This is a genomic window from Micropruina sonneratiae (assembly GCF_025972045.1).
In the GTDB taxonomy this organism is placed as follows: Bacteria; Actinomycetota; Actinomycetes; order Propionibacteriales; family Propionibacteriaceae; genus Micropruina; species Micropruina sonneratiae.
On sequence record NZ_JAPDHX010000002.1, the window covers coordinates 280,237 to 302,061 of the forward strand.

General features: G+C 70.6%; 22 protein-coding genes. 13 read left to right on the plus strand and 9 right to left on the minus strand.

Annotated elements, in window-relative coordinates:
* Nucleotides 1-9 precede the first annotated feature (9 nt).
* A complete protein-coding gene (locus tag OIE40_RS06445; RefSeq protein WP_264701179.1) occupies nucleotides 10-381 on the plus strand; it encodes a GatB/YqeY domain-containing protein in 372 nt (123 codons plus the stop codon).
* Between the two features lie 100 nt (nucleotides 382-481).
* A complete protein-coding gene (gene pdxY, locus OIE40_RS06450; protein WP_264701180.1) occupies nucleotides 482-1,336 on the plus strand; it encodes a pyridoxal kinase PdxY in 855 nt (284 codons plus the stop codon).
* 43 nt (nucleotides 1,337-1,379) lie between these two features.
* On the opposite strand, the gene OIE40_RS06455 is transcribed toward pdxY, so the two are convergent.
* A complete protein-coding gene (locus OIE40_RS06455) occupies nucleotides 1,380-2,918 on the minus strand; it encodes a helix-turn-helix domain-containing protein (protein ID WP_413774466.1) in 1,539 nt (512 codons plus the stop codon).
* 97 nt (nucleotides 2,919-3,015) lie between these two features.
* Here OIE40_RS06455 and lpdA point away from each other — a divergent pair, with 97 nt between their 5' ends.
* From lpdA to OIE40_RS06470, 3 genes are all read left to right on the plus strand, one after another.
* Nucleotides 3,016-4,413, plus strand: a complete 1,398-nt coding sequence (gene lpdA, locus OIE40_RS06460) for a dihydrolipoyl dehydrogenase (RefSeq protein WP_264701184.1) — start codon at nucleotides 3,016-3,018, stop codon at nucleotides 4,411-4,413.
* A 93-nt stretch (nucleotides 4,414-4,506) separates the two neighbouring features.
* Nucleotides 4,507-5,511, plus strand: coding sequence for a hypothetical protein (locus tag OIE40_RS06465; RefSeq protein ID WP_264701186.1), 1,005 nt, complete (start codon nucleotides 4,507-4,509; stop codon nucleotides 5,509-5,511).
* A 191-nt stretch (nucleotides 5,512-5,702) separates the two neighbouring features.
* Nucleotides 5,703-6,161 carry a VOC family protein gene (locus OIE40_RS06470; RefSeq protein ID WP_264701188.1) on the plus strand — a complete coding sequence of 153 codons (459 nt, stop codon included), beginning with the start codon at nucleotides 5,703-5,705 and terminating at the stop codon, nucleotides 6,159-6,161.
* Nucleotides 6,162-6,165: 4 nt separating this feature from the next.
* On the opposite strand, the gene OIE40_RS06475 is transcribed toward OIE40_RS06470, so the two are convergent.
* A complete protein-coding gene (locus tag OIE40_RS06475; protein ID WP_264701190.1) occupies nucleotides 6,166-6,882 on the minus strand; it encodes a tyrosine-protein phosphatase in 717 nt (238 codons plus the stop codon).
* A gap of 353 nt (nucleotides 6,883-7,235) precedes the next feature.
* Here OIE40_RS06475 and OIE40_RS06480 point away from each other — a divergent pair, with 353 nt between their 5' ends.
* Together OIE40_RS06480 and OIE40_RS06485 are read left to right on the plus strand one after the other, a co-directional pair.
* A complete protein-coding gene (locus tag OIE40_RS06480) occupies nucleotides 7,236-7,772 on the plus strand; it encodes an LppU/SCO3897 family protein (protein WP_264701192.1) in 537 nt (178 codons plus the stop codon).
* Between the two features lie 163 nt (nucleotides 7,773-7,935).
* Entirely contained in the window at nucleotides 7,936-8,106 is a 171-nt protein-coding gene (locus tag OIE40_RS06485) for a hypothetical protein (RefSeq protein WP_264701194.1), read from the plus strand.
* A gap of 21 nt (nucleotides 8,107-8,127) precedes the next feature.
* Here the strand turns inward: OIE40_RS06485 and OIE40_RS06490 are convergent, their stop codons facing one another.
* The gene (locus tag OIE40_RS06490; RefSeq protein WP_264701196.1) at nucleotides 8,128-8,913 is read right to left on the minus strand and encodes an SDR family oxidoreductase; all 786 of its coding nucleotides are present in this window, start codon (nucleotides 8,911-8,913) and stop codon (nucleotides 8,128-8,130) included.
* Nucleotides 8,914-9,063: 150 nt separating this feature from the next.
* On the opposite strand from OIE40_RS06490, the gene OIE40_RS06495 reads away from it, so the two are divergent.
* A complete protein-coding gene (locus OIE40_RS06495) occupies nucleotides 9,064-10,944 on the plus strand; it encodes an ABC transporter ATP-binding protein (RefSeq protein WP_319805208.1) in 1,881 nt (626 codons plus the stop codon).
* A 35-nt stretch (nucleotides 10,945-10,979) separates the two neighbouring features.
* Here the strand turns inward: OIE40_RS06495 and OIE40_RS06500 are convergent, their stop codons facing one another.
* The 3 genes from OIE40_RS06500 to OIE40_RS06510 all read right to left on the minus strand — a co-directional run bounded on the left by OIE40_RS06500 (nucleotide 10,980) and on the right by OIE40_RS06510 (nucleotide 12,793).
* Nucleotides 10,980-11,345: a DUF2200 domain-containing protein gene (locus OIE40_RS06500; RefSeq protein ID WP_264701198.1), complete on the minus strand. Its 366-nt coding sequence runs from the start codon at nucleotides 11,343-11,345 to the stop codon at nucleotides 10,980-10,982.
* Nucleotides 11,346-11,426: 81 nt separating this feature from the next.
* Nucleotides 11,427-12,458 carry a DUF695 domain-containing protein gene (locus OIE40_RS06505; RefSeq protein ID WP_264701200.1) on the minus strand — a complete coding sequence of 344 codons (1,032 nt, stop codon included), beginning with the start codon at nucleotides 12,456-12,458 and terminating at the stop codon, nucleotides 11,427-11,429.
* Between the two features lie 5 nt (nucleotides 12,459-12,463).
* Nucleotides 12,464-12,793 carry a hypothetical protein gene (locus OIE40_RS06510; RefSeq protein ID WP_264701202.1) on the minus strand — a complete coding sequence of 110 codons (330 nt, stop codon included), beginning with the start codon at nucleotides 12,791-12,793 and terminating at the stop codon, nucleotides 12,464-12,466.
* A gap of 513 nt (nucleotides 12,794-13,306) precedes the next feature.
* Here OIE40_RS06510 and OIE40_RS06515 point away from each other — a divergent pair.
* Together OIE40_RS06515 and OIE40_RS06520 are read left to right on the plus strand one after the other, a co-directional pair.
* Entirely contained in the window at nucleotides 13,307-14,860 is a 1,554-nt protein-coding gene (locus OIE40_RS06515; protein ID WP_264701204.1) for an FG-GAP repeat domain-containing protein, read from the plus strand.
* Between the two features lie 58 nt (nucleotides 14,861-14,918).
* Nucleotides 14,919-16,703: a DEAD/DEAH box helicase gene (locus tag OIE40_RS06520; RefSeq protein ID WP_264701206.1), complete on the plus strand. Its 1,785-nt coding sequence runs from the start codon at nucleotides 14,919-14,921 to the stop codon at nucleotides 16,701-16,703.
* An 88-nt stretch (nucleotides 16,704-16,791) separates the two neighbouring features.
* On the opposite strand, the gene OIE40_RS06525 is transcribed toward OIE40_RS06520, so the two are convergent.
* A complete protein-coding gene (locus OIE40_RS06525; RefSeq protein WP_264701208.1) occupies nucleotides 16,792-17,811 on the minus strand; it encodes an alpha/beta hydrolase in 1,020 nt (339 codons plus the stop codon).
* A gap of 112 nt (nucleotides 17,812-17,923) precedes the next feature.
* Nucleotides 17,924-18,328 carry a hypothetical protein gene (locus OIE40_RS06530; RefSeq protein ID WP_264701209.1) on the minus strand — a complete coding sequence of 135 codons (405 nt, stop codon included), beginning with the start codon at nucleotides 18,326-18,328 and terminating at the stop codon, nucleotides 17,924-17,926.
* A gap of 73 nt (nucleotides 18,329-18,401) precedes the next feature.
* Here OIE40_RS06530 and OIE40_RS06535 point away from each other — a divergent pair, with 73 nt between their 5' ends.
* Together OIE40_RS06535 and OIE40_RS06540 are read left to right on the plus strand one after the other, a co-directional pair.
* Nucleotides 18,402-19,136 carry a helical backbone metal receptor gene (locus tag OIE40_RS06535; protein WP_264701211.1) on the plus strand — a complete coding sequence of 245 codons (735 nt, stop codon included), beginning with the start codon at nucleotides 18,402-18,404 and terminating at the stop codon, nucleotides 19,134-19,136.
* A 78-nt stretch (nucleotides 19,137-19,214) separates the two neighbouring features.
* The gene (locus OIE40_RS06540; protein WP_264701213.1) at nucleotides 19,215-19,886 is read left to right on the plus strand and encodes a DsbA family oxidoreductase; all 672 of its coding nucleotides are present in this window, start codon (nucleotides 19,215-19,217) and stop codon (nucleotides 19,884-19,886) included.
* 82 nt (nucleotides 19,887-19,968) lie between these two features.
* On the opposite strand, the gene OIE40_RS06545 is transcribed toward OIE40_RS06540, so the two are convergent.
* Nucleotides 19,969-20,223, minus strand: a complete 255-nt coding sequence (locus tag OIE40_RS06545; protein WP_264701215.1) for a hypothetical protein — start codon at nucleotides 20,221-20,223, stop codon at nucleotides 19,969-19,971.
* 221 nt (nucleotides 20,224-20,444) lie between these two features.
* On the opposite strand from OIE40_RS06545, the gene OIE40_RS06550 reads away from it, so the two are divergent.
* Nucleotides 20,445-21,782 carry an LssY C-terminal domain-containing protein gene (locus OIE40_RS06550; protein WP_264701217.1) on the plus strand — a complete coding sequence of 446 codons (1,338 nt, stop codon included), beginning with the start codon at nucleotides 20,445-20,447 and terminating at the stop codon, nucleotides 21,780-21,782.
* Nucleotides 21,783-21,825: the final 43 nt, after the last annotated feature.

The window sequence follows — 21,825 nt, forward strand, 5'->3', positions numbered from 1 at the left end:
ATCGGAGGCATGAACGACTCCACCGTGCCGCTGCGGCAGGCGCTGCGCGACGCCTTGCCGGGGGCGATGAAGGCCAGGGACACCCCGGCCCGGACGGCGATCCGCTCGGCGCTGGCCGCGATCGAGAACGCCGAGGCGGTCACCGTCGAGACCTCCGGACCGAATCTCGCCACCAGCGAGCACGTCGCCGGGGGGACCGTCGGCGTGGGTGCCGCCGAGGCGTCCAGGCTGGAGCTCGACGACGAACGCATCCTCGAGATCGTCAGCGCCGAGCGCGACGAGCGCCTGGCCGCCGCCGCCGAATACCGGACGGCCGGTCGCGAGGCAGAGGCGGCCACGTTGGAGGCCGAGGCCGCGGCCCTCGACGCCTTCCTGTGCTGACCTCGCCCAGACCCCTCGAACGGCACTGGGAGCCGGCCGGCGACCAGACCCGGTGCCGACGTTTCCCAGGCGCCCGCGCAGTGGGCCACAATAGGCCCTCGTGACAACCATCCTGTCGATCCAGTCCTCCGTCGCCTACGGCCACGTCGGGAACAGTGCGGCCACCTTCCCGCTGATGCGCTCCGGGGTCGAGGTCTGGCCGGTGCTGACGGTGCACTTCTCGAACCACACCGGCTACGGCGAGTGGCGCGGGCCGCTGCTGGCGGCGTCCGACGTGGCCGACGTCATCCGTGGCATCGACGAGCGGGGCGTGCTGGGCAGGGTGGACGCCGTGCTCTCCGGCTACCAGGGGGCCGAGGAGGTGGGCGCCGTCGTGCTGGACGCCGTGGCGCTGGTCAAGCAGCGCAGCCCCCGGGCCGTCTACTGCTGCGACCCGGTGATGGGCGACGTGGGCCGGGGCTTCTTCGTCCGGCCCGGCATTCCCGAGTTCATGCGTGACCAGGTGGTGCCGCAGGCGCAGATCGTCACCCCCAACCACTTCGAACTGGACTTCCTCACCGGCCGCGAGACGCACACGCTCGACGAGGTGATCGACGCCGCCCACGCCCTGCGCGCGGTGGGCCCCGAGACGGTGCTGGTCACCTCCGTGGTCACCGCCGCCACGGCCGAGGACGAACTGACGATGCTGGCCGTGACCGGTGACGGCGCCTGGCAAGTGACCACGCCCCGGCTGGACCGCACCTTCACCGGCTCGGGCGACCTGACCGCAGCCATGTTCCTGAGCCATTGGCTGGCGACGGAGTCGGCCGAGAAGGCCGTCGGCGCCACCGCCGACGTCGTTTATTCGGTGCTCAAGCAGACCGCCGATTCGGGGCTGCCGGAGTTGCAGCTGGTGGCGGCCCAGGACGAGATCGTCGCACCCACGTACCACTTCGACGTGAGCCGGGTCCGCTGAGCGGCGACGACGCCTCGTCCTGCCGGGGCTGAGGCCCGGGGGCTCAGTCGCGGAACACCTCGATCTGGGCGCCCAGCGCGTTCAGCCGGTTGGGCAGGTCCTCGTAGCCGCGGTTGATCACATACACGTCGCGCAGCACGCTGGTGCCGCGGGCGGCCAGCGCCGCGAGCAGCAGACAGACGGCGGGCCGCAGCGCCGGGGGAGAGATGATCTCCTGGCCACGCCAGCGGGTCGGGCCGGTGACGATGATCCGGTGCGGGTCGAGCAGCTGCACGTTCGCGCCCAGCTTGGTCAGTTCGACCAGATGGATGGCGCGGTTCTCGTAGACCCAGTCGTGGATCATCGTGCGCCCCTGCGCGACCGCCGCGATGACGGCGAAGAACGGCAGGTTGTCGATGTTCAGCCCCGGGAACGGCATGGGGTGGATCTTGTCGGCGTTGGCGTGCAGCTCGGAGGGGTGGATCGTGATGTCGACCAGCCGCGTCCGGCCGTTCTCGGCCGGGTACTCCGGGGTCAGGTCGTAGGCCTGGCCCATCTCGCCCAGCAGCGCGAGTTCGATCTCGAGGAACTCGATGGGGCAGCGCCGCACGGTCAGTTCCGAACCGGTGACGATGGCGGCGGTGAGCAGGCTCATCGCCTCGATCGGGTCCTCCGAGGGGGCGAACGACACGTCGGTGTCGATCACCGGCAGCCCGCGCACCCGCAGGGTGGTCGAGCCGATTCCGTCGATCTGGACGCCGAGCTGCTGCAGGAAGAAGCACACGTCCTGGACCATGTAGTTGCTGCTGGCGTTGCGGATCACGGTCTCGCCCGGGTGCCGGGCAGCAGCCATCAGCACGTTCTCGGTAACGGTGTCGCCGCGCTCGGTGAGCGTGATGGACCGCGACGACTGCGGGTCGATCGGGGTCACCGTGGCGTGGTAGGAGCCCTCGGTGGCAACGATGTCGAGGCCGAATTGGCGTAGTGCGTGCAGGTGCGGCGTGACCGTCCGAGTGCCCAGGTTGCAGCCGCCGGCGTAGGGCAGTTCGAAGGCCATCTCGTCGTGCAGCAGCGGCCCAAGGAACATGATGATCGAACGGGTCCGGCGCGCGGCCACCACGTCCATACTGGCCAGGTCGAGCCGGGCCGGGCGATCCAGCTCGAGTTCGGTGCGGTCCGGCGACCAGGTGGCCCGCACCCCGATGCTGGTGAGCACCTCGAGGATGCGGTTCACCTCCTCGATCTGGGCGATGCCCTTCAGCACCGTCCGTCCGCGGTTGAGCAGGGACGCGCACAGCAGCGCGACCGCCGCGTTCTTCGACGAGCGGACGTCGATCGAGCCGGACAGGTGTGTCTCGCCGCGGATCCTGAGATGCAGGGCGCCGCCGGTGGTCAGGGGTTGTTCGAGAGCCTCGGCGACCCGGTTGACCAGTTCGACCGACAGGGCCCGGTTGCCGGCCTCAAGGTCGTCGACGACATCGGCGGAGGTACCCAGTTCGTCGGCCAGTTCCTGCTGGCTCAACCCGCGCTGCTTGCGGGCATCGCGGATCAGGAAGCCGATACTGGTGGGGGAGAGCTCTGCCACCCGGGCAGCATAGGCCATGGGCCGCACCGATGATCGCTACCGGCGGACCACAAGGGTGATCGCTCCGCGGCCACGGGGCGGCAACACGCCGTCCGGTCCACTAGTCTGCTGTTCCATGAGCGCACATTTCGACGTTGTTGTCCTTGGCGCCGGCCCTGGCGGCTACGTGGCCGCGATCCGGGCCGCGCAACTCGGCCAGAAGGTGGCCATCATCGAGAAGCAGTGGTGGGGCGGTGTCTGCCTCAACGTGGGCTGCATCCCCACCAAATCGCTGCTGCGCAACGCCGAGCTGGCTCACATCTTCACCCACGAGAAGGACCTGTTCGGCATCGAGGGTGACGTCACGTTCAACTTCGGCAAGGCGTTCACCCGCAGCCGCGACGTGTCCAATCGGATGGTCGGCGGCATCCACTACCTGATGAAGAAGAACAAGGTCACCGAGATCAACGGCTGGGGGACGTTCACCGACGCCAAGACGATCGAGGTCAAAACCGACAAGGGCACCGAGGTCGTCACCTTCGACAATGTGATCATCGCGGCCGGTTCGACCACCCGCCTCATCCCGGGCACGACGCGCAGCGCTCGCGTGTTCACCTACGAGGAGCAGATCCTCTCCGACAACCTGCCCGAGTCGATCATCATCTGCGGGTCGGGAGCCATCGGCACCGAGTTCGCCTACGTGCTGGCCAACTACGGGGTCAAGGTCACGATCGTCGAGTTCCTGGACCGGATGGTGCCGCTGGAGGATCCGGAGATCTCCCGCGAGCTGGCCAAGGCGTACAAGAAGCTCGGCGTCGAGGTGCTGACCTCCACCAAGGTCGAGGCCATCGAAGAGACCGATTCGGGGGTCAAGGTGACCGTCAGCCCGGCCAAGGGCGGCGATACCAAGGTGCTCGAGGCCGACCGCGTGCTGCAGTCGATCGGCTTCGCCCCGCGCACCGAGGGCTACGGCCTGGACAAGCTCGGGGTCGAGCTCACCGAACGCGGTGCGATCAAGATCGACGACTACATGCGCACCAACGTGCCCGGGGTGTACGCGATCGGCGACGTGACGATGAAGCTGGCCCTGGCGCACACCGCCGAGGCCCAGGGCGTGGTGGCGGCCGAGACGATCGCCGGCGCCGAGACGATGCCGATCGACTACGACATGATCCCGCGCGCCACCTACTGCCAGCCGCAGATCGGCTCCTTCGGGTACACCGAGGAGCAGGCCAAGGAGCGCGGCTACGACGTGAAGGTGTCGAAGTTCCCGTTCAGCGCCAACGGCAAGGCGTGGGGGCTGGGTGACGCGTCCGGCTTCATCAAGATCGTGGCGGACGCCGAACACAACGAGATCCTGGGCGCCCACATGATCGGCCCCGACGTCACCGAGCTGCTGCCGGAACTGACGCTGGCGCAGCAGTGGGACCTCACCGCCGACGAGGTCGGCCGCAACATTCACGCGCACCCGACCCTGTCGGAGGCCCTGAAGGAGACCGTCGAGGGCATCGCGGGCCACATGATCAACTTCTGAGCCGTTCTGGCGCCGAGAGGCACGAACGGTTCGCGCAGGTTTCGAACCGTGGGTCGGCGCGGGATTGTTGGCCGCGGTTGCCATGATGGCGGCATGCGTTCTGCCCCTGCCCGCGCCGCCATCGCCCTGGCCGTCGCGCTGACTCTTGCCGGCTGCGGTACCGCCGCTCCGGTCACCTCGGCTCCCACCGACGAGTCCCCGCCGACGGCCAGCCAGTCGTCCTCGACCGCCGGCCCGACCGGGACGACCTCGGCCACTGCGTCCGCATCGACACCGGCGTCGCCCAGCCAGCCTGCGACGCAGGAGTTGCCGCGCGGCGGCACCGAGTTGTTCCCCCGGTACCGGCTGTTCGGCTACTCGGGCTACCCGGGGGCGCCCGGGCAGGGACGGCTGGGCATCGGCAGCCTGGACGAGCGGATGAAGGAGATCGAGAAGCGCGGCCAGCAGTGGCTGGGCGGCCGGGAGCTGATGCCGGTGATGGAGCTCATCGCCGTCACCGTGCACGGTTCGCCGGGCTCTGACGGAATGTTCCGCAGCCGCACCGATGAAGCGATCATCAAGAAGTGGTACGACGCGGCCGTCGCCCACAAGGCGCTGCTGCTGCTCAACATCCAGCCGGGGCGCGCCGACTTCATCGATGAGGTGAAGTACTTCGAGAAGTGGCTCAAGCACCCCAACGTCGGGGTCGCGCTCGACCCGGAGTGGGCGGTCAACAAGGGTCAGATTCCGGGACGGGTGTACGGCAGCACGAGCGGCAAGGAGTTGGACGGGGTCGCCCGCTACCTGTCCGACCTGACCGAGGCGAACAACCTGCCGCAGAAGGTGATGCTGTTCCACCAGCTGCACGTGAACATCATCGCCAAACCCAAGGCACTCAAGGAGCACCCCGGAGTCGTCTACATCAACTCCGTCGACGGCATCGGGTCGCCGGGCGCCAAGATCGCCACCTACAAGCGGGTGATCAAGACCCGCCCGTCCTACGTGCACGCCGGCTTCAAGCTCTTCTATGAAGAGGACGTCGCGACCGGCGGTCGATTGATGACCCCCAAGGAAGTGCTCAAACTCAAGCCGCAACCGGAGTACATCCTGTTCGAGTGACCCCGGCCCAACGCCGGGGGGGTCGGTGAACCCGTCATCCCGGGCTTGCCCGGGGATCCCGACAGCGGGGGAGCGGTACCCGCGGTTCGAGCCCCGACACTCCGTCATCCCGGGCTAGCCTCGGGATCTCGACAGAGCGCGACGTCACCCGCACTATGGCGGTATTCGAAACTATGTTCTAGGGTACCGTCATGGCTCTCGAGTTCCAGGTGACGTTCGACTGTGCCGACCCGCGCACCCTCTCCACCTTCTGGCGCGACGTGCTCGGCTACATCCATCCGGCCCCGCCAGGCATGCAACTGGGTGAGGGCGACGACCCTCTCGAGGCCTGGGACGTGTTCCTCGAGAAGGCGGGCGTGCCGGCCGAGGAGCGGAACTCCAGCTCGGCACTGGTCGATCCCGACGGTCGCGGTCCGCGGATCTTCTTCCAGCAGGTCCCCGAGGGCAAGAAGGTCAAGAACCGCCTGCATCTCGACCTGCGAGCCGCTGCCGGTTTGACGGGCGAGGAGCGGATGGCCGCGCTCGAGGCCGCCTGCGAGCGAGTCGTCGGGCTGGGCGCCACCCGGGTGCAGCGCTTCGAGGCCGACGCGATCGACCAGGGTTTCATCGTGATGCAGGATCCCGAGGGCAACGAGTTCTGTCTCGATTGACGCCTCAGCCGGGCGCCCGGTCGGCCGTCCCGCGCCAGGTCGTCACCGCCACTCGCGTCGCGTCATCGATTCGGGCCCGGCTGAACCAGGCGTCGAGGTCGAGGTTGCGATAGGCGTCGCGGAACGCCGACTCGGCGGTGTGGCCGAAGCGGGCGAGGATGGCGTGGCGGGCGTCGACGTCGAACGAGCGACCGTGCAGTGTCGCCATCGCCTCGGCGTTGTCGAACGACGCCAGATAGTCGGCGGCAGCAGCGTCCTCGGTCACGTCGATCGCGCGCAGCAGGACGGCGGCGATCAGGCCGGTGCGGTCCCAACCGGCCCCGCAATGGAACAGGATCGCGCCGTCGCCGGCCGAGGCGATCGCCCGTAGGACGGCCGCGAGTCGATCGGGCAGCCGCGCCAGATGATCGGCGTAGTACAGCGGCGTACCCCAACGCCCGTCCGCTTCGAACGGTTCCCAGAACTCCGGATCGGCGCCGTCCAGATCGATCCGGACAGATCGGACGTCGCCGGGGACCTCACCGCTGTGTTCGTCGGGTCGCCGCAGGTCGAGCACGGTCCGCACCCCATAGCCGGCCAGGAACTCCCAGCCCGCCGGCGTGACCCGGTCGAGCAACTCGGCACGTAGGAAGACCCGCGACGGCGTCAGCGAACCGTCACAGCGCCGCAGCCCACCCAGATCGCGAACGTTGGCGAGCCCGGCGACGGTCAGATCAGGCATCCGTTCAGGCTAGGCCAGCAGGACGAGTTCCGGATCGATTCCGTTCGGGCCAACCAATTGCCAGTCGACGGTGGGCAAGGGAGCAGGCCCGGGCCTGTTCGATCGTGTCGCCACCCATCCAGCCTCTGTCCGATAAGCAGCATTATGTCATTACGGGGCGAAAGGACTGCCTCCTCGCCAGGCACCGGTTCCGACCCGGTTGGAGCAGGGTCCACGGCTCAAACCTAACCCGCGCGTCGGCCAGTTCTGGTCGCGTGACGGGGAGCAGTCCCCATGCCGGGGCAAGGGCCTGCGCCCCGAAGACTGGCAGACTGTCGGGCGAGCTTGACCATGCTCGCGCAGAAAGGACACCGATGAGCGCGAACCAACCGCCCGGCAGCAACGACCCGCAGGCCCAGAACCCGGATCCGGCCGCCGGGTACCCCGGACCGATTCCGCAGGGTGACCCCAACCAGCCCCAGGGGTACCCGACCGGGCCGCAGGGCCAAGGTCAGCCGCAGGGTCAGGGCCAGCCGCAGGGCTATCCCCCGGCGGCGGGCGGCTTCGTCCCGCCCCAGGAGCCCGCCAAGAAGAGCAACGGCATCGGCAAGCGGCTGATCAGCGCCGTGATCGCGATCGTGGTCGCTCTGGGCATCGGCTTCCTGGTCCGCAGCGGCATCTTCGACTCGAAGATGGCGGTCGGCCAGTGCGTCCAGCAGACCGGCGACGACAGCGTCAAGGTCGTCGACTGCGGCTCGGCGGACGCCGAGTACAAGATCCTCGGCATCGTCGAGAGGCAGAGCCGGGTGATGGCCACGATGGCCTGCGGCGACTGGCCCGACACCACCAGCGTCTACTGGGAGGGTCGCAGCGACAGCAGCGGCACCGTCTACTGCCTGCAGGAGGTCTGACCCGCACGGGTCCGCACCACCGAAACCATCGACGGGTCCCGGCGCCACGCCGGGGCCCGTCGGCGCGTCCTGGGCCGGCCACGGCACCCACGCCCGGGTCGACGCTTGACCGACCCCGCCACCATGACCCGGCAGGTCGAGAGCCTGACGTCGGCGCTGCCCCGTGCTGTTGCTGTGGTTGTGGCTGACCAGCTACGCCGTCCGGCTCGGCGCCGAGATCAACACAGAGGCCGAGGACGAGACCGTGCGCGACACCACCCCCGGCCCTGAGCAGCCCTTGGGCACCCGGGGTGCGGGGTATGCCGACTCGGTGCCGTCGGGCGAGCAGACCTGATCGGGGCGGTGACGGCCCGGGTCAGCCGGCCAGCAGGGACTGGGCGCCGTCCACCCAGACCTCGGTGCCGGTGATGTGCGAGGCCGCCGGCGAGGCCAGGAAGGCGATCAGCTCGGCGACCTGGTCGGCGCGTCCGGGGGTCGTGCCGGTGAGCGGGATCTGACCCTGCGGGAACTCCACCGGCAGCCGCAGGCCGCCGGTGTTGCGTTGCTCGGTGTTGTCGTCGATCTCGGTCTCGATCGCGCCCGGGCAGACGACATTGACCCGGACGCGGTCCCGGGCCAGTTCAACGGCGATCATCTTGGCGAAGGCGACCTGTCCGGCCTTGCTGGTGGCGTAGGCGGAGGCGCCGGTGTTGCTGAACATCCTTGTGCCGTTGACCGACGACACCACGACCACGGCGCTCTCCCCCGCCGCACGAAGCAACGGAAGAGCGTGCTTGACGGTCAGGAACGTGCCGGTGAGGTTGACGGCGAGGGTGTGGCTCCACTCCTCGGCGCTCAGGTCGTCCAGCGACGCCCACACACCGTTGATGCCGGCGTTGGCGACCACGGCGTCCAGCCTGTCCCACCGCTGCCCCACCTGCGCGAAGAGCTCCTCGACCTCGGACGGCTCGGCCAGTTCGGCCGCGAAGGGCTCCGCGACCCCGCCGGCGGCGCGGATCTCGGCCACCGTGTCGTCGGCGGTGCCGCGGCTGTGCGCCACCACGGCCACCTCGGCACCTCGGGCGGCGAACATGATCGCGCTGGCGCGGCCGATGCCGGACCCGGCGCCGGTGACCAGAACGGTGCGTGCGGTGTCGGTCATGGTGGTGCTCCCGGGTGTGTGGCGGTGGCATGGAAGCCGGCCACGCTACCCGGTCCGCACGCCGCAGGTCAGCCACCCCGCAGGGTGTCCCCCGTGGCCCGTTGGGGGCCGACGGGAACGTTTGTCGGTGCCGCGTGGTTATGTGGTGCCGTGAGCAACGGCTGGCAGGTCATGAACTCGATGACCCGCGACGCGTCCGTCCGCAGTCACCAGTTGGCTCCGGGGACGCGCCGGCGGGTGATGTCGTACGCGGCCGCCTACAAGGGCTACATCGCGATCTTCCTGGGCCTCACCGTGCTCGACTCGTTGCTGGTGGTCGCCTCGCCGCTGCTTCTGCAACGGCTGGTCGACGACGGGGTGATTCCCGGTGACGCGGGCCTGGTCGTCCAGTTGGCGATCCTCGTCGCGCTGCTCGCCCTGGCCGATGCCGCGTTGACCCTGGTCGAACGGTGGTTCTCCAGCCGGATCGGTGAAGGCCTCATCTACGACCTGCGCACCGAGGTGTTCAGCCACGTGCTGCGCCAGCCGATCGCGTTCTTCACCCGCGCCCAGACCGGCGCCCTGGTCACCCGGCTGAACAGTGACGTCATCGGCGCGCAACAGGCGTTCACGTCGGTGCTGCAGAACCTCGTCGGCAACGCGATCAGCCTGGTCGTCATCGTCGTGGCGATGGCGTCGCTGTCGTGGCAACTGACGGTCGGCGCCTTCCTGCTCGTCCCGCTCTTCCTGATCCCCGCCCGGGTCATCGGCCGCAGACTCGCCGGCCTGACCCGCGACCAGATGGTGCTGAACGCCGACATGGGCGCCCAGATGAGCGAACGATTCAACGTGGCTGGAGCCCTGCTCGTGAAGCTGTTCGGTGACCCCGGGCGCGAAGATGCCGAGTACGCCACCCATGCGAGGGGCGTCCGCGATGTCGGGGTACAGCTGGCCGTGAACCGGTCGGTCTTCTTCGTCGCCCTGGGCCTGGTGGCCTCACTGGCGACCGCCATGATCTACGGCTTCGGTGGCGTGATGGCGGTCAACGGCACCCTCACGGTGGGCACCCTGCTGGCCCTCGCCGCGCTGCTGGCCCGGTTGTACGCCCCGCTGACCGCACTGTCCAACGTCAGGGTCGACGTGATGACCGCCCTGGTCTCGTTCGAACGCGTGTTCGAAGTGCTCGACCTGCAGCCGCTGGTTTCCGAGAAGCCCGACGCCGTGACGATCCCCGACCGCCCGGTGGGTCTCGAGGTCGATCACGTCAGCTTCCGCTACCCGTCGGCCGACGAGATCTCGCTGGCCTCGCTCGAGGGCAACGCCACCGGTGACCGGCTCGGCAGCGGCGACATCCTGCACGACCTGTCGTTCCGGGTACCCCCCGGCACGATGCTGGCCCTGGTCGGCCCGAGCGGGGCCGGGAAGACCACCATCACGTCGCTGGTGGCCCGGTTGTACGACCCGACCTCGGGTTCGATCCGGGTGAACGGCCTCGACCTGCGTGATGCCACCCTGGCGTCGCTGCGCGACCGGATCGGCGTGGTCACCCAGGAGGCGCATCTCTTCCACGACACGCTCCGGGCGAATCTGCTGTACGCCAAGCCAGACGCGAGCGAGGCAGAACTCGAGGCGGTGCTGCGGGCAGCCCAGGTCTGGAATCTGGTGGAGTCGCTGCCCGAGCGTCTCGACACGGTGGTCGGCGACCGGGGTCATCGGCTGTCCGGCGGCGAGAAGCAGCGGTTCGCCATCGCCCGGTTGCTGCTGAAGTCGCCCGGCCTGCTGGTGCTCGACGAGGCCACCGCGCACCTCGACAGCGAGAGCGAGGCGGCCGTGCAGCGCGCCCTGGAGGCCGCTCTGGCCGACCGGACGTCGATCGTCATCGCGCACCGCCTCTCAACGGTGCGCGGCGCCGACCAGATCCTGGTGATCGAGGGCGGCCGGGTCGCCGAACGCGGTACTCACGTCGAGCTGCTCGCCCGCGGCGGCCTGTACGCCGACCTCTACCACACCCAGTTCGCCGACCAGGCCGGCAGCGACTCGCACCCTGCCTGACCCGCGGGCCACCGGCGTCCCCGGGTGGAGAACCCCTAGCGGGCGGCCGGTTCGCTGCGCAGGATGTTCTCCAGCTTCTTGCCGCGGGCGAGCTCGTCGACGAGCTTGTCGAGGTACCGCAGCTTCCGCATCAGCGGATCCTCGATCTCTTCGACCCGGTGGCCGCAGATCACCCCCTTGATCAGTGCGGCGTTCGGGTTGAAAGCGGGCGCCTGCTCGAGGAAGGTCCCCAGGTCGACCTGCCTGGACAGCGCCCGCTGCAGTCCGTCGTCGTCATAGCCGGTCAGCCACCCGATGATGGCGTCGACCTCGGATCTGGTGCGACCCTTGCGCTCGGCCTTGGTGACGTAGTTGGGGTACAGGTCGGCGAAACGCATGTCGAACACGCGGTGTCGTGCCATGGGTCCTCCTCGGTGGTGCTGTCTCCCAGTGTCGCCCACAGGCCCCGGCGGCGGCCACGCGGCCCGGCGCGGCTGTGGCGCTCAGCTGCGGAAGGCGGCCACGGCCTGCCAGGACGGGTCCGGCTCGCCGCGGACGCCGACCGTCCCCTGCTGCCAGCCCGTGCTGGCCACCCGCAGTTGATCGGCCGCGGGGGTGGTCGAGTCGACGTAGAAGTGGAACGTCCGGACGCCGGCGCTCGACTCGACGGCCACCAGCCGACCCGACCGCCCGACGATCTCGCTGAGGTGGTCTTCAAGCCCCTGCAACAGCGCCAACGAGCCGCGACCGGGCCAGCCGTCCGGGGTGCGGTCACTGAACGGTACCGACACCGCCACATGTTGGTCGTAGTCAGGGGCTTGCACCGACGACAGCCGATTGAGGCAGGCGACCAGCACCGGGCCGTTCGGTCCGGCGCCGCGCAGCAGCGTCCAGCCCATCTCTCCGTCGGGTGCCCCCTGCGCCGCCACCTCGGCGAGCAGCCCCGGCAGGTCTGCCAGTGGCCGGGCACCCTCGGGCCGGTCGACCGCGGTGGCGATCTCCCCCAGCCACAACTCCACCGCCTCCTCACCGACCGCGCTGTCGAGTCCCAGGAAACTGATCTGGGTCCGCAGGCCCTCCGGCATACGGGCGAACGCCGGGTGGTGGACCAGCACGTCCAGGCCCGTGCCCCGAGGGGTGGCCGCAACGTTCAGGTCATCCAGGTGCAGCTCCACCCCACCGATCTCGAGGGTGTCGGACAGCCCTGACGCCGGGCGCAGGTCGCCGTACTCCCAGGTGGCGTCCGGCGCGGGCGCGCCGCGCAACCAGCGCCTGGCCACCTGGCGCAGGGACGGATCGCCGCCGGCGGTGACGGTCAGCCGGTGCATGCTGGTGGTGCCGGGCCCGAACTCCCAGGCCAACCCCGGATCGATGCCGCCCACGTTGCTGCTCATCCCGTCCACCCATTGGCGGATGCTCCCGTCGCCGATCGCCAGGGCCAGTTCGTCGCAATGGTCGGCCCACCACGTCCAGAACGCCTCGATCGCCCGGGCCTTGCCGCGGGCGGACGTCCGGTGCCCGAACAGGTTCACCATGGGCGTCAGCCGAAGTTCTGCAGGGTGTAGCCGTGCGTCGCGCACCCGTCCCTGAGGAACTGTTTGTCGGCTTCGCTCACCTTGTCGGGATCGCCCAGGAAGGTGATGGATCGCTCCACCCACACCTTGGCCTCACCACTCACCTGACCCGAGTCGCGCAACTTCTCCAGCCCGACCAAAGCGACCTTGCCGACGGTTTCGCCCGAGGCGGCCACCGCGTCAAGGGCTGGGCAACCTACTCGGTAGGCGTCCTCGGCGGTTAGACCGGCCTCGGCGCAACCGGCGAAGGTGAGCACGCCGACGGCTGCGGCGGCGGCAAGGCGGCGGTAGGACATGCGCCCCAGTCTAGGAAGCACGGCAACGTGACCGCCGCAATCCCGGGGGCCGCGCGACGATGTCGCGGGGCGAGCGCGGAGAGGGTCGTGCCCGCACTACCCTCGCTGTCGCGCTGCCGCCCTTGGCTGCCCGGTTCGCCCCTGGTGTGCTGGACACACCAGAACCTCCACCGGACGGACTCCCATGAACCTCGACGCACTACTCGCCCAGCCCCTACTCGCTATCGGAATGGTTCTGTTCGGCCTCGGGTCGTGCTGGCCGCTGCGGCCTCGATCAGTTTCCGCTGGCGGGCCATCGCCAATGAACGCGCCTGGGGGCGGTATCGCCGTGCCCGCGTGTGAGCGGCACAGTTCTGCTGATCGTCGGCGTCGCGTTGATCGGGCTGCACCCGGCCGGCCGCTGAGCCGGTGCGGCAGCAGACGTATCGGGGCCCGGCCCGCGCTGCTCCTGTGAGCACGGCCCATCGCGTCAGAGCCGACGCGTGGGTGGACCACGGATCCTGGGAGGACTTCATGCGAGCACGTACAGCCCTGGCCATCGCCGGCCTGGTCGCCGGCGTCGGCGTCGCGGTGCCGGTCGCGCCGGCGTGGGCGGACGCCGACGGCTGCGAACCGGGGATGCTGTCCGACTTCAACGGGGACGGATACAGCGACGCCGTCGTGGCCGACCCGCGCGCCACCGTCTCAGGCCATCCCGACGCGGGCCGGATCGTGGTGCTCTACGGGGACAACGACGGCCGGATCGGCGAAGGCAGCCGGCAGACCCTCTTCGAAGGGGCCGCCGGCGTCGGCGGAACGGCAGAAACCGGTGACCGGTTCGGCAGTTCGGTGACCGCGTTCGACGCCGACTGTGACGGCTACACCGACGTGGCGGTCGGCATTCCGCTCGAGGACGTCGGCGCAGTCGCCGACGCCGGCCAGGTCAGGCTGCTGTGGGGCGGGCCGGGCGGGCTCGGCAGCGGCGGCGCGGCGACGTTGTACCAGTCGACGACCTTCGGCATCCCGTTGCAGGCCGCCGCGCGCTTCGGTGCCGTGGTGGACGGGGTCGAGGACGTCGGTCAGGGCGGCACCCCGGAGCCGGATGCCCACGTGCTCGCCATCGGTGTGCCCGGCGCCACCGTGGAGGGCCACCCCAACGCCGGGGCCGTCGCGGTGCGCGCCGCCTATGACGGGGGCTGGGAGTACCACTGGATCACCGAGGCGTCACCCGGCATCCCCGGCAACCCCGAGACCGGTGACGGCTTCGGCTCGGCCGTGTCGTGCAACTGGCTGCTCGGCGGCAGCGACATCGACTGCGTGGTGGGGGTGCCCGGTGAGAACGTCGGCAGTGTCGTGGACGCGGGCAACGCCGTGCTGATCCGCGACCTGTACTTCTCCGACGAGTACACCGCCACCTCGATCGGGCAGAACAGTGCGGGGGTGCCCAACTCGGCGGAGACCGGCGACCGGTACGGCTTCTCCGTCGACACCGTCCGGGTCGGTTCGACCGGCCGGGTCGCGATCGGGGCTCCGGGCGAGGGCGTCGGCAGCCGCCGCAACGCCGGCCTGGTGCAGCTGTTCGCCACCTCGGGCGGATCGCTGGTGGCGCAGACCGCGCTGCACCAGAACACGCCGGGGGTCGACCAGACCGCCGAGGCGGGCGACCGGTTCGGCTGGTCGCTGGCCTGGATCGCGCCCGGGCTGGGTGGCAGCCGGACGAGGCTCGCGGTAGGGGTGCCCGACGAGAACACCTCGGCCGGCGTCAATGCCGGCCTGGTGCAGGTCTTCCCGATGGGTGCGCTGACCAGTGACCGGACGTGGACCCAGGACAGCGCGGGAGTGCCCGGCGCGGCCGCCGAGGGCGACCGGTTCGGCGCCAGCCTGGCCGCCGTCCACGGCGTCACCGAACGGGCCTTCCTGGTGGGCGTCCCGGACGACGCGGGCAACGGTGACGGCATGGTCGACGTGATCCCGCTGGGCGGCGGCAGCCCGCGCGCCTGGATCCCCGGGCAGGGCGGCGTCCCGGGTTCGGCCACCCGCTTCGGCACGGCGATGGCCGCCGTGCACGGCGGCGGCTCGGCCGGCTGATCGCCGGCCCGGGACGGCCGGTGCGGCGTCCGAGGTCGCCAGGCACTACCGTCGGGGGGTGACCTCCACCGATTCAGCGGCCGACGCGGTCGACTTCGACGACCTCGGCCTCGACGAGCGACTGCTGTCGACGCTGCGCGGGCTGGGCTATGAGCACCCGACCCCCATTCAGGCCGAGACGATCCCGACCCTGCTCGAGGGTCGCGACGTCGTCGGCCTGGCCCAGACCGGCACCGGCAAGACCGCGGCCTTCGCCCTGCCCGCACTGCAGCTGCTCGACGCCCACAGCCGCCACCCGCAGGTGCTGGTGCTGGCCCCGACCCGCGAGCTCGCGCTGCAGGTGTGCGAGGCGTTCCAGAGCTACGCGGCCAAGCTGGCCGGCGTCCATGTGCTGCCGGTGTACGGCGGGCAGGGCTACGGCGTCCAGCTGAGTGCGCTGGCCCGCGGCGTCCAGGTGGTGGTCGGCACCCCCGGCCGGATCATGGACCACCTCGAGAAGGGCACGCTCGACCTGTCCCGGCTGCGCTTCCTGGCGCTCGACGAGGCCGACGAGATGCTCAACATGGGCTTCGTCGACGACATCGAGACGATCCTGGCCGCCACCCCGGCCGAGAAGCAGGTGGCTCTGTTCTCGGCGACCATGCCCCCGGCGATCCGGCGGCTGTCGAAGAAGTACCTGACCGACCCGGTCGAGGTGAGCGTCAAGGGCAGCACCGCGACCGCGCCGAACGTCCGGCACCGGTACCTGTTGGTGCCCTACCCGCAGAAGGTGGACGCCCTCACCCGGCTGCTCGAGACCGAGAACTTCGAGGGCATGATCGTCTTCGTCCGGACCAAGAACGAGACCGAGACGCTCGCCGAGAAGCTGCAGGCCCGCGGCTTCTCGGCGTCCGCGATCAACGGCGACGTGGCTCAGGCCCAACGCGAGCGCACCATCAACCAGCTGAAGTCGGGCCGGCTCGACGTGCTGGTGGCCACCGATGTGGCCGCGCGCGGCCTCGACGTCGACCGGATCAGCCATGTGGTCAACTTCGACATTCCGACCGACACCGAGTCGTACGTGCACCGGATCGGCCGCACCGGCCGGGCCGGTCGCAGCGGTGAGGCGATCTCGTTCGTGACGCCCCGCGAGCGGCGGCTGCTGCGCGACATCGAACGCGCGACCGGGCAATCTCTGGAGCTGGTGCCGGTGCCGAGCGCCGAGGACGTGAACGCCACCCGGCTGAGCCGGTTCGACGGCGAGATCACCCAGGCGCTCGCCTCCGACCGGCTGGCCTTCTTCCGCGCCGTCGTCGGGCACTACGTCGAGGAGTTCGACGTGCCCGCGCTGGACGTCGCCGCCGCCCTGGCGCTGCGCGGCCAGGGCGAGCAGCCGCTGCTGCTCGAACCCGATCCGGAACCCTCGGAGCGCCGAGGGCGGGACCGCGACCGCGCCGACCAGGACGAACGCGGCGGCGCGGGGCAACGCACGCCACGGGGCGACACCCCGGCGCTGGCCGCGTACCGGATCGCCGTCGGCAAGCGGCACCGGATCACGCCGCGACACATCGTTGGAGCGCTGGCCAACGAGGGCGGGCTGCGCCGAGAGGACTTCGGTCACATCGACATCCGGCTCGACCACTCGATCGTCGAACTGCCGGCCGCCCTCTCCCAGGACGCCTGGGACGCCCTGCGGACGACCCGCATCTCGGGCCGGCTGATCGACCTGACCCCGGCGTCCGCCCGCGACCGGGAGGGGGGCCATCCCGGGCAAAGGTCCGGACCCAACCGCGACAAGGGGTTCCACAAGCGGGACAGGTTCAGCAGGTACGACCGGCCGAAGAAGCCCCGCCGCAAGGGCTGAGCGGTGTCGTGGACCGTGTGGGCGGTCCTCATCGGCCCACTCCCGCTCGCCGGTCTCACGCCCGCCGGTCCCCCGCGAGCGCTGGAGGTCAGGTGATGGGTTGCTCCGCAACCAGGGGCGGCACCAGCACTCCCCCGGCCGCCGGATCGCCCAGCCCTAGACAGGCCGACAGGATCGCCGTCACCTGCTCGGTGCTCCCCGCACCCGGTGACCAGGGGTCGACGAAGTCGTGGGCCCAGCTCAGCCCGGGATCGATGACCGCCTCGCCGTAGTAGTCGGCCGAGGGTCCGAAGACGCTGGCGCCGAAGGCGCGGGCGGCGTCCTGCCTGACGGCCAGGTCGTTGCTGTTGCTGACCAGCACCGCCCGTTCGAGCCGGTGCCGGACCCGGACGCTGCCGTCGAACAGTGACTCGGACAGATGCAGGAATGGCACCACGCCGGGCAGCGGGAAGCCCGGGTAGGCGTACGGGCTGTGGCCCAGGTCGGCCTTCACCCGCGGATCCCACCACATGTACATTCCGGGCACGATGCGCGGGTACTTCACGCACAGCCGTACCGCCGGCATCGGGAACCCCTTGGGTGCGATGAGCGGCGCCGCGATCACCACCCGGCTCACCTCGGGCCGGGTCGCGGCGGCCCAGCCGGCCATCGTCCCGCCCGCCGACAGTCCGACCACCCAGACCCGCCGCCCCAGCCCCGCCGCGATGTCGGTGCAGGTGTTCACGTGCGCGACCAGTTCGGCCTCGGTCAGGTTCTTCAGGTCACGGTTCAGCAGGTCGGCCTGCCCGTGGTGCGGCATCCGGGGCAGCAGGACGCGGTAGCCGGCGTCCTGTAGCCGCTCGCCGACGGCGAGAAACTGGGAGGGCGCGTTGGTGAAGCCGTGCCAGATGACGACCGTGGTCGGCGTGTCCACCTCGGGTTCCAGCAGGCGCGTGCGGGTCATCTCGGGAATGTCGGCCCCGTCATCGAGCGCGAAGAGCTCGTCGAGGCGGCGCAGCGCGGCGTCCCGCTCATGCGGGGGGTCCGGCGCCGGCACCCTCGGCGCCGGCACAGAAAGACGGCGGCGGAACCACGCCGTGCGGGTGGCCGGGAAGGGAGCTGTCACCATGCTGTTCCGGTCTGGGTTGAGGACGCGCGCCAGCCGCGCCGGTGGAATCGCTGCCGTTCTATCACGTCCACGCCCATGCTGACGCCCAGCAGCCGAAATGGCAGCGAATCACCTAGTGGGAGTGCAAATAATGGCTGAATTCCGGTTCAATCTGGGCAACATCATCTGCTACACGTTGACCATCATCCGTTCGGTTGCGGGTAGCCCGGCCGACAAGAGTGCGCGCGAAGGCCCTGCTGGACGCCGGCACGATCGACGCCGGCGAGTACGAGGCGCTGAAGGCCAAGGCCCCCGCCTGATCCCGCCGCGTCACGCGAGGCCCCGTCCGGAACGTCCGGGCCGGGCCCGAGCCCTCCCCCACCGGTAGTTCGGCGAAGTCGACCGCGACCAGCGCGGCGGCGTTCTGGCCCAGAGTCGTGGTCAGGAAGTCGCCCAGCCAGCTGACCAACCACGAGGCCAGCAGGGGGATCACCAGCGCCACGCCCACCGCCCAGACCGGAGCGACCTCGACCCGCATCGGCGTCCACCTCCTCGGCTTGGGACTCTAGCGGTCGGGAGCGGACCGGGCGCGCCACGGGCAGGATGGGGGCATGGACGACGACCTGGGCGGCGAGGTCCCGCTCCCCCGCCCGCCGCGGCGGGTGGTCTCGTTGGTACCGTCGCTCACCGAGGCGATCGCCGCCACCGCGCCCGGGCTGTTGGTCGGCGCGACCGACTGGTGCACCCATCCCGCAGACCTGGCCGTGACGCGCGTCCGCGGCACCAAGAATCCCGACCTGGCCGCGATCAGGGGGCTGGCCCCCGACCTGGTGGTCGCCAACCGTGAGGAGAACCGCAAGCTCGACGTCGAGCGGCTGCGGGCAGCGGACGTCGCGGTGTGGGTCACCAGCATCGACACCGTGGGCCAGGCACTGACCAGCCTGGACCGGCTGTTCGACCGGGCGCTGGGGCTGGGCCGGCCCGGCTGGCTGGACGCCGCCGCGGCGACCTGGGCGGCGCCGCCCACCCTGCCGCCGCTACGGGTCGCAGTGGCGATCTGGCGCGACCCGTGGATGTGGATCGGTCCGCTGACCTACGGCCACGACGTCCTGCAGCGGCTGGGCCTGGTCAATGCCGTCACCGAACCGCGCTACCCGCACGCCGACCCGGACTCGGCCGCCCTCGCCGACCTGGTGCTGCTGCCCGACGAGCCCTACCCGTTCACCGACGACGACGGGCCGGAGGCCCTGCCGGTGCCGAGCCGGCTGATCTCGGGCCGTTCGCTCAGCTGGTACGGGCCGGCGATGGTCGACGGCCGTGGCGACCTGGAGCGGGCCCTCGCCTAGCCCGCCCGCAGCAGCGCACACGGAAATGTTCGGGCCCGCGTCGCGGTTGTGCTGTGGGAGCACACGTTGAGGAGAACAGTGACCGATAAGCACACCGACCCCGTCGTCATCGAGTTGTGGACCGACCTGGGCTGCCCGTGGTGTTACCTGGGCAAGCACCGGCTCGACACGGCCATCGCGCAGCGGCCCGACGCCGACCGCTTCGAACTGCGCCTGCGCTCGTTCGAGCTCGATCCCAGTGCGTCCGAAACCCCCGAGCCGGTGCACGAGCACCTGGCCGGCAAGTACGGTGCCAGCGCTGCTCAGGTGCAGGCCATGGAGGCGCGGATCCGTGACCTGGCCGTCGCCGACGGGCTCGAATGGTCCGAGCTGCGCAGCACGGCGAACAGCTTCGCGGTGCATCGGCTGCTGAAGTACGCCGACACCCAGGGGGTGGGCACGACCTTCTTCACCGCCCTCCAAGACGGCTACTTCGCCGGCACCCTCGACCCGTTCGACCCTGACCAGCTCGTGACGGCCGCGACAGCGTCCGGCCTGGACGCCGCGGCCGTCCGGGCCGTGCTGGCCGGCGACGACCACGCCGACGAGGTGCGGGCCGACGAGGCCGAGGCGCAGGCGCTGGGCGCGACCGGCGTCCCGTTCACCGTGTACGGACGCCGCTTCGCCACCGCGGGCGCCCAGAGCGTCGAAGGGTACGGCCAGGTGCTCGAGCAGACCGTCGCAGCGCTGGCCGAGGGTGGTGTGGCGTGACGACCCCCAGGCTTGTCGACACCGGGGTCGTGGGCTGGTGCGACCCGGCCACCGGGGTCTGCGCGGTACCGGAACCCGATCCTCAGCCCGCCCAGGCAGTGCCCGGCGACGCCTCGATCCGCCCGCGGGTTCGCTCGGCTGTGCCCGCGGCCCAGACACCGGTGGAGACGATGGCCAACGCGGTCACCAGCACACCGCAGCCGGCCATGATCCACCACGCCGGCCGGGCGGCGGCCGCCAGCCCGTCGGCGATCGTTCCCGACAACCCGGCGAACGCCACCGTCCCGAACACGGCGACCCCCAGCGAGGTGCCCACCTGACGCCCGGTGGAGGTCATCGCGGCGGCCAGCCCGGCCTGGGCGCGGGGCAGGCCTGAGACTGCACCGACATCATTCCGCTGCCCAGCGCGACAACTAGCCGCCCGCCCACGTCGCGCGCCGCCGGACACGTTGCGCGCGTTGCTGCACCCGCAATGTGTCCGGACGCGCGCAACGTCCACCCCTGACCTCGGCGGCACCGGCTTGGGTAGCCTCAGCTATCAACCTGGGAAAGGACGGCATGCCCGAGCAGCAGGTTGCGGCCCGCGCGGACGGCGCCGACGAGGTGGCCGAGAACCGGCTGGCCGGCCGGCTGGACGCCTGGTTGTTCGCCGCCGGCGGAGTGCTGTCGGTGTACCTGTCGTACCTCACCTTGCTGGAGGGGATTCAGCCGGGCTGGCCCGCCCTGCTGCTGCTCGCCTTCTGGGCCCTGGTCGCCTACCTGGTACTGCCGCGCATCCACCGCCTGTTGACCCGCATCTACGTGCCGGACTACTTCATCGGGCGCTCCCGGACCGCCGACGGCCTACTGGGCGACCCGGTGAACCTGGCGCTGCTCGGGACCGCGGACCAGGTTCATACCGCGATGCGCAACGCCGGCTGGGTCAGGGCCGACGAGGTCACCCTGCGCACCGGTTGGCGGATCGTGGTGTCCTCGGTGCTGGGTCACACCTACGCCAATGCCCCGGTCAGCCCGCTGTTCCTGTTCCAGCGCCGCCAGGATTTCGCCTACCAGCAGGAGGTCGACGGCAGCCCGAGCCAACGCCACCACGTCCGGTTCTGGCGCTGCCCCGACGGCTGGCTGCTGCCCGGCGGCAGCCGGGTGGACTGGCTCGCCGCCGGAACCTTCGACCGCCGGGTCGGGCTGTCGCTGTTCACCCTGCAGGTGACGCACAAGATCGGCCAGGACATCGACGAGGAGCGCGACCACATCGTCAGCACGGTGCGGGCAGCGGACGCCGCCGTCCGGGTGCGGGTGATCGAGAACTTCGCCACCGGGTACCACGCCCGCAACGGCGGCGGGGACCGGATCGAGACCGACGGGGACCTGCCCGTGCTCGACCTGACCGCGGTGGCGCCGTCCGGTACCGGCACCGCCGCCGTGGTCACCCGGGACACCCCCGAGCCGCCCGCACCACTCGCCCCGGTCCGCCGCGAACACGCCATCGCCCCTGCTCAGGTGCTGTTCGCGAGCGTCATCACCGGGCTGCGCGGGCTGGCCAACCTGGTGCTGGCCGTGACCGCACTGCTCGGGCTGTACGGACCCCTCGGCATCGACCCGGCGGATGCGCCGGGCATCGTGCTGACGGTGGTGGGCGTCACGGTGGGGGCGGCGGCCCTGACCGATCTGGCGCTGATCGCCCTGCTGCTCGTCCGGCAGAACTGGGCGCGGCTGGTGCTGTGCACGGTCAGCCTGATCAGCGCCTCGGCGGTCTACCTCACCCGCGTGCTGAACCGGGAATCCGGACGGCTGGGCGGCGACCTGGTCAACCTGGCGTTCAGCGTGCTGGTGCTGCTGGCCCTGTCCAGCGAGGCGGCCCGGGCCTACACCCACCCGAAGCACCGCCGGCTGCCCTGAGGCGATCCGTCATCCCGGCGAACGCCGGGATCTCCGCGCGGCA